Annotated in this window: 12 protein-coding genes; 4 read left to right on the top strand and 8 right to left on the bottom strand. The window is 63.4% G+C overall.

The window, feature by feature from the left end:
* Positions 1 to 86: 86 nt before the first annotated feature.
* Together IWW33_RS26230 and IWW33_RS26225 are read right to left on the bottom strand one after the other, a co-directional pair.
* Positions 87 to 1,712, bottom strand: coding sequence for a methyl-accepting chemotaxis protein (locus IWW33_RS26230; protein ID WP_174141481.1), 1,626 nt, complete (start codon positions 1,710 to 1,712; stop codon positions 87 to 89).
* 224 nt (positions 1,713 to 1,936) lie between these two features.
* Positions 1,937 to 3,136 carry an NAD(P)/FAD-dependent oxidoreductase gene (locus IWW33_RS26225; RefSeq protein ID WP_174141482.1) on the bottom strand — a complete coding sequence of 400 codons (1,200 nt, stop codon included), beginning with the start codon at positions 3,134 to 3,136 and terminating at the stop codon, positions 1,937 to 1,939.
* 265 nt (positions 3,137 to 3,401) lie between these two features.
* Between IWW33_RS26225 and IWW33_RS26220 the strand changes: the two genes are divergently transcribed.
* Positions 3,402 to 3,941 carry an Rrf2 family transcriptional regulator gene (locus tag IWW33_RS26220; protein WP_046785462.1) on the top strand — a complete coding sequence of 180 codons (540 nt, stop codon included), beginning with the start codon at positions 3,402 to 3,404 and terminating at the stop codon, positions 3,939 to 3,941.
* Positions 3,942 to 3,996: 55 nt separating this feature from the next.
* Here IWW33_RS26220 and IWW33_RS26215 read toward each other — a convergent pair whose 3' ends face one another.
* Entirely contained in the window at positions 3,997 to 4,683 is a 687-nt protein-coding gene (locus IWW33_RS26215) for a GNAT family N-acetyltransferase (RefSeq protein WP_115275052.1), read from the bottom strand.
* Positions 4,684 to 4,761: 78 nt separating this feature from the next.
* On the bottom strand, positions 4,762 to 5,703 hold the full coding sequence (gene argC, locus IWW33_RS26210; RefSeq protein ID WP_115275051.1) for an N-acetyl-gamma-glutamyl-phosphate reductase: 942 nt from the start codon (positions 5,701 to 5,703) through the stop codon (positions 4,762 to 4,764).
* Between the two features lie 125 nt (positions 5,704 to 5,828).
* Here argC and IWW33_RS26205 point away from each other — a divergent pair, with 125 nt between their 5' ends.
* The gene (locus IWW33_RS26205) at positions 5,829 to 6,710 is read left to right on the top strand and encodes a LysR family transcriptional regulator (RefSeq protein ID WP_119688923.1); all 882 of its coding nucleotides are present in this window, start codon (positions 5,829 to 5,831) and stop codon (positions 6,708 to 6,710) included.
* Between the two features lie 107 nt (positions 6,711 to 6,817).
* On the opposite strand, the gene IWW33_RS26200 is transcribed toward IWW33_RS26205, so the two are convergent.
* Together IWW33_RS26200 and IWW33_RS26195 are read right to left on the bottom strand one after the other, a co-directional pair.
* A complete protein-coding gene (locus IWW33_RS26200; RefSeq protein ID WP_115275050.1) occupies positions 6,818 to 7,468 on the bottom strand; it encodes a TIGR04211 family SH3 domain-containing protein in 651 nt (216 codons plus the stop codon).
* A 258-nt stretch (positions 7,469 to 7,726) separates the two neighbouring features.
* Positions 7,727 to 8,944, bottom strand: a complete 1,218-nt coding sequence (locus IWW33_RS26195; protein ID WP_174141484.1) for a hypothetical protein — start codon at positions 8,942 to 8,944, stop codon at positions 7,727 to 7,729.
* 243 nt (positions 8,945 to 9,187) lie between these two features.
* On the opposite strand from IWW33_RS26195, the gene IWW33_RS26190 reads away from it, so the two are divergent.
* Complete coding sequence (locus IWW33_RS26190; RefSeq protein WP_046785456.1) at positions 9,188 to 9,667, top strand: VOC family protein; 480 nt, start codon at positions 9,188 to 9,190, stop codon at positions 9,665 to 9,667.
* Between the two features lie 24 nt (positions 9,668 to 9,691).
* Here the strand turns inward: IWW33_RS26190 and IWW33_RS26185 are convergent, their stop codons facing one another.
* Positions 9,692 to 10,756 (bottom strand): AbrB family transcriptional regulator, encoded by a 1,065-nt coding sequence (locus tag IWW33_RS26185; protein ID WP_174141485.1) that lies wholly within the window; start codon positions 10,754 to 10,756, stop codon positions 9,692 to 9,694.
* Positions 10,757 to 10,879: 123 nt separating this feature from the next.
* Here IWW33_RS26185 and IWW33_RS26180 point away from each other — a divergent pair, with 123 nt between their 5' ends.
* The gene (locus IWW33_RS26180) at positions 10,880 to 11,782 is read left to right on the top strand and encodes a LysR family transcriptional regulator (protein ID WP_115275047.1); all 903 of its coding nucleotides are present in this window, start codon (positions 10,880 to 10,882) and stop codon (positions 11,780 to 11,782) included.
* A gap of 57 nt (positions 11,783 to 11,839) precedes the next feature.
* Here the strand turns inward: IWW33_RS26180 and IWW33_RS26175 are convergent, their stop codons facing one another.
* A complete protein-coding gene (locus IWW33_RS26175; protein ID WP_161872965.1) occupies positions 11,840 to 13,045 on the bottom strand; it encodes an NAD(P)/FAD-dependent oxidoreductase in 1,206 nt (401 codons plus the stop codon).
* Between the last annotated feature and the right edge of the window lie 16 nt (positions 13,046 to 13,061).

Raw genomic sequence — 13,061 nt, 5'->3', positions numbered from 1 at the left:
CCTTTCGCGACACAAAAGCTCAAACATTTGCGTAGGAGCGGCCTTGTGTCGCGAAAGGGCCGCAAAGCGGCCCCAGCAGTTTCAGATCAGACTTTGAACTGCGCGACCATGCCGTTCAAATCAACCGCCAGGCGCGACAAATCCTGCGCCGCCGCACTGGTCTGGTTGGCGCCCGCCGAGGTCTGCATCGCCAGGTCGCGGATGTTGACCAGGTTGCGGTCCACCTCCCGCGCCACTTGTGCCTGTTCTTCCGATGCACTGGCGATCACCAGGTTGCGCTGGTTGATCGAAGCGATCGCCTCGGCAATCACTTCCAGCGCCTGCCCGGCACCCTGTGCCACTTCCAGCGTACCGGTGGCACGCCCCTGGCTGCTGTGCATGGCCGTCACTGCCCGCTCGGTACCGTTCTGAATCCCGGCAATCATCTGTTCGATCTCTGCCGTGGACTGTTGGGTGCGGTGGGCAAGGGCACGCACTTCATCGGCGACCACGGCAAAACCGCGGCCCGCTTCACCAGCACGTGCGGCTTCGATGGCGGCGTTGAGGGCCAGCAGGTTGGTCTGGCCGGCAATCGCGCCAATCACATCGAGCACGCGGCTGATCTCGTTGGCATTGCTGGCCAACTGCTCGATTTCGGCAGAGGTGCCGGTAACGTCATCGACCAGGTGCTGGATCGAGGCCAGCGCCTGGTTGACTTGCTCGCGGCCATCGCGTGTGGTGCGGTCGGCGCCCTGGGACGCATCGGCGGTGCTCACCGCGTTGTTCGCCACTTCTTCTACGGCGGCGGTCATCTGGTTGACGGCCGTGGCCGCCTGGTCGATCTCCGCGCTCTGCTGGTGCAGGCCACGGCTGGTATCTTCGGTAACCGTGTGCAGCTCTTCCGAAGCCGAGGCCAGCTGGTCGGATGAGGCCGCAATTTTGCGAATGGTATCGCGCAGGCTTGCCTGCATGCGGCTCAGGGCACGCAGCAGCAAAGCCGGCTCATCGCGGCCGGTAACCGTGATGTCCTGGGTCAGGTCGCCGGTGGCGACACGTTCGGCCACGGCCACGGCATCTGCCAATGGCACGACGATGCTGCGGGTAAGCACGGTGGCAATGGCCACCAGGGCGATCATGATCACCAGCAGTGAGCCGATAATGGCTGCGAAGGCTTCGTCGGCCACGTCACTGCTGCGCTGCGAGGCTTGTTCGGCCCCCTTGCTGTTGTAGGTGATCAAGGCCGACAGGGCTTTCATCATGGTATCGGCGTACTGGGTGAGCGGGCCGCTGATCTGCTGCTTGGCCTCGGCCATGCGGCCGGCGGCAATGTCTTTGAGTACCTGTGACTGCAGGCCGAAGTACTGTCGATGGGCGGCGATCAATGTGTTGAACAGGGCACGGTCATCGGCGGCGATGATGGTGGCTTCATAGTCCTTCAGGCCGTTGTTGAGTTGTTCATTGATGCCTTTGAACAACTCGATGTTGCGCATGCGCTCGGTGGGGCTGTCATCCAGCGCGGCGCGCAGGGTGATGGCGCGGGCGCGGCCGAGGTTGGTACTGATGTCACCGAGGGCGACCACGGCGGGCATCCAGGTGACCCGGATTTCGTCCGTGGCCTTGTCCATCTGCCGGGTTTCATAGAGTGCGATAAGGCCCATGACCAAAACCAGGGCGCCCAACAGGGCAAATACGCTGGCAGCGCGAATGCCGATCTTCATATTCCGTAACTGCATGGAATGTTCCTTGACGGTGGTGCGCAATCAAGCAAATGGGCACACACCCGGTTCACCGGGGCGATGCCAAGCGCTCAATGTGCTGCAATATAGTTATGTGCCTCACCTCTGATTATTGTTTTTCAGAATAGTGCCATATTGCCATCATTATTGACCAGACATTCAATGCAGCGTCATCTGCTGACAAATCCGTCATTTATTGACGGATCTGTCAGGAAGTTACGTCAAACGATCGGAATCAATGGGTCGGCGGCCGCCAGGGCCAAGGCACGGTCAGCGGCTGGCGGGTAGATCCATACGCTGTTGATCTGGCGCTTGAGGGCCTTGCCTTCCTGGCCCTGCAATTTAAGTTCGCGCTCCCAGCCTTCACTGAACGCCGCGCCCCAGCCGCCCAAGTCCAGGCAGGTGACGTACTTGGGTTGGCGATACACCACCGGCTGTTCGCCGAGCAGGTCGGCCATGGCATTGTTGCCTGCGTAGCGGCCCATGGGGATGGCGTGCTGGCAGGTCATCAGCGCATGGTTGCCCAGTTCGTCGACGGCTGCCCAGGCGGTGTCACCCGTGGCGTAGATGTGTGCCTGGCCAACCACCTTGAGGTGGTCGTCTACTTTCAGACGGCCGAAGGTGTCGCGCTCGCCCGCTACCTGGGTGGTCAGCGGGCTTGCCTTGACGCCCACGGTCCAGATTATGGTCTTGCTGGCGATATACTCGCCGTTGTCCAAGGTGACGCCACCGGCATCGACGGCAACCACCGAGGTGCCGGCCAACCACTCGACGCCCGCCTGTTCGCAAGCCGCGACAATCGACGGCGTGATGCCCTTACCCAGCGCGGCGCCAACCTGGGCACCTCGATCGACCACCAGCACGCGCACCGCAGCGTCACCGAGTTCGGCACGCAGGCGGGCAGGCATTTCAGTAGCGGTCTCGATGCCCGTGAAACCACCGCCGCAAACCACCACGGTGTTGCGTGCCGGTGAGGCGGGCAGGGCGGCCAGGCCCGCCAGGTGCTGCTCGAGACGCACGGCCGACTCCATCTGGTCGACGTCAAAGGTGTGTTCGGCCACCCCTGCTATCGCCGGGCGTGCCACCTGGCTGCCGGCTGCCAGGATCAGGCGGTCATAGGCGATCTGCTGGGGCAGGCCGCTTGCGTCGGTGTAGCTCACGCTGCGTCCTTGGGCGTCGATGGTCTGCACATGGCCTGCGAGGAACTGCACGCCCACGGCTTCGAACAGCTCACCCACTGGCGCCTTCATGCCATGCACGTCGGCTTCGTAGAAGCGTGGCCGGATACGCAGTTCAGGCTGGGGCGCCAGCACGCTGATGCTCAGGTCGTCGCGCCGGGCCTGGTCGAGCAGGCGGGCGGCGCTCAAAGCGCTCCATACACCGGCAAAGCCGGCACCGATGATCAAAACGTTAGATTTCATGAGGATGCTCCGTGGGTAAGGGGGGCTTCGACGGGTGTGTGTCTGTGCGAAACAACTACGACTGTATTGATCGTAGTTCTATCGTGCAACTCTTTTTCCCAGCCGAGCCTTGGCCGAGAAGTCGCCCTGAGCGCTGAAAGACTTATGAATAAAGGGTTGGATAGGTATTCTCAGGGAGCACGACTAGCGACCAATGGCATTTCATGGCTTTGCCATTGCACGCCGGTAAGCGTAATATTGGCGACAAGTTTGGTCGGAGATTTATATGTCGCTCTACAGTGCTGGCGTTGAATACGGCATCCATTGCCTGCTGTACCTGGTGGACGAGCGCGGTGACACCCGCGAGTCGAGTGTTCGCGACCTGGCGCAGTTGCAGGGGGTGCCGCAGGAATACCTGGCCAAGGTATTCACCAAATTGGCCCGGGCCAAACTGGTGGCAGCGACCGAAGGCGTGCGGGGGGGCTTTCGACTGGCCCGGCCGTCGGACGAGATCACCGTGCTGGACATCGTCAATGCCATTGACGGGCCGAAGAAGATCTTCGACTGCCGCGAGATCCGCGAGCGTTGCACGCTGTTCGAAGGCTCACCGCCCGGTTGGGCCACCGAGGGCACCTGTGCGATCCATGCAGTAATGCTGGGGGCGCAAAAGCGGATGGAAGAGGCCCTGGCGCAGCAGACTATCCTCGACCTGGCACGGCGCTTCGGGCGCAAGGCACCGGCGCAGTTCGGCCAGCAGGTCAGTGACTGGATTGGGGAGCGGCGCGATGGCAAGGGTGGGGGAGATATTCCGGTGAGTCAGGTCTAGCTCAAGTGCTTGTTCAGGCCTGATCGCGGGGGCGCCCGCGATCAGGCCCCCACGGTCAATGCACCGTCTTGCGTTGCCTCACACAGGCGCGGGCCTGCTCCGTCAGCTCATCCAGCCACTCATCGCGCTGCTGCTCGGCTTCGATCATCGCATCTTCACCCTGCTGATTGAGCAGGTAGGTATGAATCTGGTGCACTTCAGTGGCCTGGTAAATCGGCGCGATATCCAGGCGGCCGATCAGCGCGCCGCTGGCTTGGCCGGTGCTGCTCATCAACACTTGCGGCCCACTGGCGGCCACCACCTGCATGCCCCTCGCTTCGAACCATGGCACCTGGTTGGCAAAGGCGTTCAGTTCGACGCTGGCAAAGCGTGCCTGCACATCGGCCAGCAAGGCGCGGCCGATACCTTGACGGCGATGCCCGGGCACCACGGCGAGAAAGGCCAGTGCACAGGCCTGCGCATTGTCCTGGGCCGGTAATGTAAGGGCGAAACCGAGCATCTGGTCCGGCGCTTCGGCGTCCAGTGCCAGGGTCAGCTCCACGGCAAGGCCGCGAGTACCGTCCATGGCCTGCAGGTACTGATGCACCTCCATGCCGACGCCGTATTGGTACAGAGGGTACAACGGGTTGTCGGCACGAATGGCGACGCTGCTCAGTTCGCCGACATGGTGGATCACCAGTTCACGGATCTGGTTCTGGAAGGATTCGGGCGGCACGCTGTCGAGGCGGCTCAGAATGAACATCGGTGGACGGGCTCCGGCGGCTGTTGTATCGCCCCGCACCGGTTGATGCGGGGCGCACAGTCTACCCCTTTTTACCTGTCAGCCGTGTGCCTGCGGTGCTGCGACCATCAGCTCGAGGTTTTGCACCGCCGCGCCCGAAGCGCCCTTGCCCAGGTTGTCGAATACTGCCGTGAGCAGTACCTGGCCGTGTTCGGGGTTGGCGTACAGGGCCAGGCGCAGGTCGTTGCTGTCGTTCAATGCCTCAGGATCCAGCGGCGAGGCCGCCCCCTGCTGGTGCAGTGGGGACACCATCACGTGGCGTGCGCCCTGGTAGTGCCGTTCAAGGCATGCCTGCAATTGCTCGGCGCGGATCTGGCCTGGCAGCAGGCGCAATTGCAGCGGGATGCTCAGGACGATGCCCTGACGATAGGCCGCATAACCAGGCAGGAACATCGGCCGGGCTGCCAGGCCGGCATGCAGCTGGATTTCCGGTACATGCTTGTGCGCCAGCTCCAGGCCGTACATCTGCAGGGTGGGCGCCCGCTGCGCCCCGGGCTGCTCATGGCGCTCGACCGCCGCACGGCCACCGCCGGAATAGCCGGAGATGGCATGGATGCTCAGCGGGTAGTCGGCGGGCAACAGGCCAGCCTGCACCAGCGGGCGCAGCAGGGCGATGGCGCCAGTGGGGTAGCAGCCGGGGTTGCTGACCCGCTTGGCCAAAGCAATGCGCTCGGCCTGCCGCGGGTCCAGTTCAGGCAGGCCGTAGACCCAGCCGGGGGTGGTGCGATGCGCGGAGCTCGCATCGATCACCCGCACCGCCGGGTTGCGGATGGCCGCCACGGCCTCGCGCGCGGCGGCGTCGGGCAGGCAGAGCAGGGCGATGTCAGCGCTGTTGATAGCGTCGCTGCGCCGTTGCGGGTCCTTGCGTTCGGCCTCGGGCAGGGTCAGCAGTTGCAAATCGGTGCGCCCTTGCAGGCGGGCATGGATCTGCAGGCCGGTGGTGCCTTGGTCGCCGTCGATGAAGACAATAGGGGTGCGCATGGTCGGGTCCGTTCAAAAGGAAGATGGCCTATGCTCGCCTGTCGTCTTGGTAAATAAAATTTGAATATCATGATGCAGACGTTCATATTTTCTGAACGAAATGTACCCTGAACCGGCCCACCCCCATGCGTGAAATCAGCCTCGATCGCCTCCGCACCCTTGTGGTCATTACCGACCTGGGGTCATTCGCCGAGGCTGCGCGCCAGCTCAACCTGGCGCCGCCTACCATCAGCCTGCACGTGGCCGAGCTCGAGGCGAGGGTCGGTGCGCCGCTGTTGACCCGCAACCGCAACCAGGTGCGCCCCACCGCCATCGGCGAAACCCTGCTGGTACGTGCCCGCCGGCTGTTGGCCGATGCCGACCTTGCCTTGGATGAAGTGCGGCGCCAGGTCGAAGGCCTGACCGGTCGGGTGCGCCTGGGCGCCTCGACCGGCGCCATTGCCCACCTGTTGCCCCAGGCATTGGAGCACTTGCGGGTGGCACATCCAGGCATCGATGTGCAGGTGCAGGTGCTGACCTCCCAGGCTTCCCTGCTGCGGCTGCGCGAAGGCGCCCTGGATATCGGCCTGGTGGCTTTGCCGCAGGTGGCGGGCAAGGGCATCAAGGTCACCGCCTGGCGGCGCGACCCGATCCTGGCCTACGTGCCGGCCGACTGGCAGCCGCCGGCCAGGGTTACACCGGCCTGGCTGGGGCAGCGAGCGCTGATTCTCAATGACAGCAGCACCCAACTGTCGCGGGTGACCGCAGAGTGGTTCGCTGCCGCCGGGTTGTATCCTGAGCCGCGGATCGAGTTGAACTACAACGACGCGATCAAGAGCCTGGTGGGTGCCGGTTATGGCGCTACCTTGCTGCCCCAGGAAGGCGAGATGGCCGAACTGGACCGGCGCATTGCGCGCCGGCCGCTGCGCCCTGGCTTGTGGCGGCAACTGGGGATTGCCTGCCGGGAAGGCGAGACCGAACGGGCGACGATGTTCGTACTGCAGGCGCTGGAGCGGTTGCGGCAGTAAATGGCGCGGGCAAGCCCGCCGCTCAGGAACCTCGTTCTGGGGCTTATGGAGCCGGCTCGCCGGCGATCAGGCCGGTACTGGCAACCCGTTGCCTGGCCGGACAAGCCTCAGAACCAGCGGTCGTTCTTCTTGCGACCACGGGTCAGCGCCGGCAGGATCAGCCCCGCCAGCAGGCCCGCGCCGGCAATGCTGCCGCCGTAGACCATGTAACGCATCATTACTTGTTTGTTCTCATCGCCCAGGCGCGCCTGAGCGTCGCGCAGGTTCGACTGGGTCTGATCAAGCTGTTCGTTCAATGCCTGGTTGCGTGCTTGCAGTTCGTCGACCAGCTTTTTGCGCGAGTCGAGGGTTTCCTGCATGCCCTGCACGCGGTTCTTCCAGCTGTCGTCGATGGTTTTCAGCTGCCCGGACAACTGCGCTACCTGTGCGTCAAGTTCAGGCAAGCGCTCACCCTGGCCCGGGACCGATTGCAGGTCGCTGGAGAGGATCCACACCAGGTCACCGTTCTGCCCGCGCACCTGGCTGTAGTTGCCCTGACTGCCGATGAGGGTCAGCTTCTGTCCGGATTTGAGTGTGCCGACGATGCGATGGCCGTCGGTAGGGCCGCTGCGTACATAGGTGCTCAGGCTGTCACTGACCCAGCGCGCATCGCTGGCCGGCTCTTGGGCATGCACGGGGGCGGCGAGAGCCACCAGAGCGGCGATCAGGGTGCCGCGCAGGGCAGGGAGGGCGAGGGAGGCTGGGCGGGATTCAGGCATGTTGGGTCTTCGCTGCATCAGGAAAAATAGGCCCGGTGACGCTGGAACGTTGGCTGGGCCGGCGAACCGGTCGGTGGATTGACCGTCAGCGAAAGACCGCATTTTTGCAAGCAGGTTCACTGCTGGGGGTAGGAATTGTCTGCAGGATGTTGCAAAGGGCGGGCTAGAGCGCCTCGGCGAACAGGCTGCTTCGCGTGTCGGAAGCGGCCTGTTCGCGGGATCGTCAAGGGCCTGGAAAAAACCCTGAAGTGACTGCCGTTATGCGCCACGACAGGGAAGCTGCTCGATGTACTCGGCAATCCTGCGCCGCAGGCCGTGATCCGCCTGTCGCAGGAGTACATCGAACAGCACACGGCTGTAGTGGTTGAGCACTGCGTTGCTGGCGTAGCTGCACGGGCTGAACTGCCACTGCTCCCTCACGGCCCGTTCAGCCGCCGCCAGAATGTTGGCGGGAATGGTGCTGCTGGCATGAAGCGGCGTGACATGGCTGCGCGCCCTGTAGGCAAGCGCGCCGTGCACCGCGCCGTCGACAAGCGACCAGGCAGACGCTACTGGCAGCATACCGAGCAGTTGCGCGACAACCCGCTCGGCCTTTGCGCTAGCTTCGAACGGCAGGCCATGCGCAGCGCAGCGCGAAGCAATGCAGGCAAACACCTCTTCAATCGCCAAGGTTGTGATTGCCTCGCTGAGCTCTTCGCGCCACTCGGGCCGGGGGCCTGCGCCCAGCAGCTCAAGCAGCGCGCGATGCAGCGGCGTCAGGCGGGCACGTTGGTGCCCGTGCAGGCTTACATTGACCACCCAGTACACTTTGTCACGCCATGCCTTGGGCGTTGGGTCATTGCTGAAACATACCGGCGGCGAATCAGGGTCGACCAGCAGGATCAGGTCTTCTTGCAAAGCCTGCAGCAGGTTTGCATCCATGGTCTTGGACGGGCTGAGACATTCATCGCCAGTGGGATGCTCTGCCGGGAGCAGGCGGTCAAGCTGTTTGTCCATTCGCACCTCGAGCAGGGCCAGCAGTTGCAGCTTGCGGGTTATCGAAAGGCTGCGCAGAGGTATCGGCCGGCGTCTGGCCAGTGACCAGTGCTCCCTTATGCGTTGGCGCTGTTGTGCTTGCAGCTCCAGCCTGGCCTGTTGGCGCGCCGCCAGGCACGGTTGGCACGCGCAATCGCGGCGCCACTGGGTACGCCCGGGGAAGTAATGGCGATGCTCGCAGGTTTTGCAGAAGGCCATGTTTTCGTGGCAGCTCGAAGCTGTGCGGCTTTTACGCCGTTCATACAGGCTGGTTTTGCAGTAGGGGCAACACAGGTCGGCGCAGGGCAGGGGCGGGAACGCCTTGATCAGGCTGCTGGGTGCCACGTCAATGGCGTAGCGCTCGAGCAGGTGTGCAATCTTTTCACCGCTGATGTATTCGCTGTACAGCGCCTCGACCTGTTCAGCGGTAAGGTGCTGCAGCTTTGCTTGGAAGTCCGACAAACCTGAATCTCCCTGAAAAAAGTCGGTTATAGGCCGCTTTGGAGATGATCGTGCTTGCCGGATGGATAAGTGAAGCGTGCGAAGACTCGATAATTCTCCGCTGCGTGTAGGGATTTTCTGATTTGGCCAGGCATCGGCAATCACTGCGCTTGACGCACTCCGATCAAGCGTGCGCCCCGCCCATCGCCGTGCCGTGCCCAGGGGCTAGACTGAAAGGTCCCGGCCTATCCCTGGAGCCTTGCCATGACTGCCAAGAACACGATTTGCCTGTGGTTCGACCACGACGCGCAAGACGCTGCGAACTTCTACGCCAGCACTTTCCCCGACAGCAAGGTAATCGCGGTGCATCAGGCACCGAGTGATTACCCCTCAGGCAAGGCGGGTGATGTGATCACGGTCGAATTCACCGTCATGGGCATCCCTTGCGTGGGGCTCAATGGCGGCAAGGCGTTCAGCCACTGCGAGGCATTTTCGTTTCAGGTCAGCACTGAGGACCAGGCCGAGACCGACCGACTGTGGCACGCCATCGTCAGCAATGGCGGACAAGAAAGCGTCTGCGGCTGGTGCAAGGACAAGTGGGGAATATCCTGGCAGATCTGCCCAAGGATCCTGATCGAAGCCATCGGCAACCCGGACCGGGCGGCGGCAAAGCGGGCGTTCGAGGCGATGCTGGACATGGGCAAGATCGATGTGGCCGCAATCGAGGCGGCGTTGCGCGGCTGACCGTCAGCGCAAGGCGCGATCAGGTCATGCCTGTGTCATTCGAATGATCTGCCGAGCACAGAAGGCCCCGGTAAGAATCACGCCAAACAAGCGCAAGGTCTGCATCGCCAGCACCAACCCGACGTCGGCATGCGTCTCGACCGCGATGATCGCCATGGCATCCAGCCCCCCGGGGCTGGTGGCCAGGTACATCGACAGAAAGTCGGTATCCATGGCCATTGCCAGTACCCAGGCACAGGCGGCACACAGGATGATCAAGGCCATGGCGCCGGCAATCATCGTCGGCAAGCGCTTCCACACATAGCGCACGGTCTGCCGGTCAAAGCGCAGGCCTATGTAGCAACCGATGGCGCCATAGGCGAAGGCCAGCAGCGGTGCGGGCAGTGTGATCGTCAGCACGCCGCCCAGTTGCAGCGCACCGCCGAGCAACAGCGGCATCAGCAGGGCGCCGGCCGGCATGCGGCTACCCACCAGCATACCGAACAGCACTACGCCAACGCTGAGTACCGTGTCGAACAGGTTCAGGCTTTGCATCACCGCCGGTGAACTGGCCGCGGCGCCGTTGCCCGGCGTAGCACCCAGCAGGTGGCTGACCAGCGCACCGATCATCACCACGCACACCACCCGCACATATTGCATGGTCGCCACCACCCGGGCGTCGGCGCCGTTTTCTTCGGCCATCGATACCATGGCCGAGGCCGCACCGGGCGCGGTTCCCCACGCAGCCGTGCTGCCAGGTATGCCACCGAAACGCACGGTACCGAGCCCGACCAGAGCGCTCAGGGCAACGGTGATGAAGGTGGCCACCAGCATCATGTGCCAGGAGTGCGCCATGCAGACCAGCACAGCCCAGGTCACCGAGTGTGCGACCAGCAGGCCAACACAGCCTTGGCCGAAGCGGAACACCTGGCGGTGCATGCTCAAGCGTGCTCCGGATACGCCAAACGCAATGGCTACCAGCATGGGGCCGAGGAACAAGCCGGCCGGTACGGCCATGGCATGCAGCAGCTGGCCGCAGGCACCGGCGCAGGTCAGCAGGGCTAACCACAGGGTGGGGGTTCTGGAAGAGCCTGGGAGGGCAGTCTGCAACGGGGATACTCCTTGCGTAGCGACAACGCGGGCTGGCAACGCCAGCGCAGAAAATTATCGACTGCGTAATCGATCAAGTCTATTTTCTACTTTTGATGAATCCATAACTGAAATTCATGAATCATGGACCTGCGCGATCTCACCTACTTCGAAACCATCGCCGAACTCGGCCATCTGGGCCGAGCCGCAGAAAAGCTCAACCGCAGCCAGCCGGCACTGACCAAGAGCATTCAACGGCTTGAAGAGTCGCTGGGCACCCGGTTGTTTCAGCGCGACGGCCGCCGCATCAAACTCACCGATGTCGGCAAGCTGTTGCTGGCACGGGGCAGGCAACTGCAACTGAACATCGCCGAAACCGAGCGTGAGGTGCGCGATTTTGCCAATGGGCTGGTGGGTAACATTCGCCTGGGCTGCGCGGCGAGCATGGCCGACCACTTGCTGCCCCACCTGACCGCCGCCTTGCTCGAACGGGCGCCTGAGGTAACCCTGAAGCTGTCTATCGCGCAGGACGATGTACTCAAGGAGTCGCTACGGGCGGGGCGCCTGGATGTGATCATTTCGCCGCAGCTTGCCGATGACCCGCAGTTCACCACGCATGCCATCCTTGAAGATGAGGCGATCGTGGTGGCCAGCGCCGAGCATCCGGTGTTCTGCGGGCCCATCGAGCTAAAGGACCTCTGCCAGTACCGCTGGGTGCTGGCAGGGCCGACCGTTACAGCGCGGCGCTGGATCGACAATGTATTCATCAGCCACCAGTTGCCGGCGCCGCAAGTGCAGGTGGAAACCAACGCGATTTCACTGTTGCCACGGCTGATCGCCCGAACGCGACTGCTCAGCTTTGTCGCACGGGAAACGCTGGAACACGGGTTGGGGATGACGTGGTTGCGCGAGGTGCCTCTGCAGCAAACCACCATGCGCCGGACCGTGGCGGTGTCCGTGCGCACCGACGGCTACCTGTCGCCGGCAGCCGGGGCGCTGGTAGCGCTGCTGAAGGAAAAGGGCCCGAGCTTCTTCGAGCGGGATTGAACTGCTTGCGCGGCGCAGGTGTTGCCGCGCTGCCAAGCGTGGGCCATGGATGCTGGGTCAGGCCACTGGTATGGTCGGGTCAGCCGCCGCCAATGCTGCCTGACGGTCCGTGGCCGCCGGCGGATAAATCCAGATCGAGTTGATCTGCGACTTCAGCACCTTCGCTTCGGCCTTGTCCGTGGGCGGGGAAACCGTGCGTTCCCAGCCTTCGGTGTATACCGCGCCCCAGGCACCCAGGTCGAGGCAGGTCACATACTTGGGCTGGCTGTAGGGCATGGGCGCCACGCCAATGAGTTCGGCCACAGCGTTGTTGCCCGCGTAACGCCCGAGCGGGATGGCATGCTGGCAGGACATCACCGCGTAGTTGCCCGCCTCATCGCAGGCTGCGTAGGCCACGTCACCGGCGGCATACACCGCATCATTGCCCTTGACCTTGAGGTTGCCATCCACGTGCAGGCGGCCTTGGCGGTCGCGTTCGCCGCTGATCTGCTCGGTCAACGGGTTGGCCTTGAAGCCCACGGTCCAGATCACTGTACCGGCCTCGATGCGCTGGCCGTTGTCAAGCAGTACGCCTTCGGGGTCGACCGAGGCCACGCTGGCCGCGCAGATCCATTCGATACCCAGTGACTCGCAGGCCTGCTCGATAGAGGGGCGAATGCCGTCGCCCAAAGCTGCACCGATTTTCACGCCGCGGTCGACCACCACCACGCGCAGCCGTGCCTGCTCGCCAAGGATATTGCGCAAGCGCGATGGCAGCTCGGTCGCGGTCTCGATGCCGGTGAAGCCGCCGCCCGCCACTACCACGGTATTGCGTGCAGGGGTGTCGGGCAGGTTGGCCAAGGACTTGAGGTGGGCCTCAAGGCGTGCGGCACTGTCGATCTTGTCGACATCGAAGACATGTTCGATGCCGACCATGTCCGGGCGGTTGAGAACGCTGCCGCAGGCCATGATCAGGCGGTCGTAGGGCAGGCTGCACTCGGTGCCGCTTTGGGTGCGGTAGCTCACACGCTTGCCGGCTTCGTCGATGTGGAACGCCGTGCCCTGCACGAAACGCACGCTCACCGCCTCGAACAACGCCTGCAACGGTGCAGCCATGGTGTGTACGTCGGGCTCGTAGAACCGTGGGCGCACATGCAATTCGGGCTGAGGCGCGAGCAGCGTCACCTCGATATCCGTACGGCCATGCAGGTCCAGTTGGCGGACAGCGCTCAGGGCGCTCCACAGGCCGGCGAAACCTGCGCCAATGATCAGGATGTTTTTCATCGTTGTGCTCCTGGAA

This window comes from Pseudomonas sp. M2 (genome assembly GCF_015751845.1).
In the GTDB taxonomy this organism is placed as follows: Bacteria; Pseudomonadota; Gammaproteobacteria; order Pseudomonadales; family Pseudomonadaceae; genus Aquipseudomonas; species Aquipseudomonas putida_E.
The sequence above is the reverse complement of the archived record's forward strand: the minus strand, read 5'-3'. Positions and strand labels throughout refer to the sequence as shown.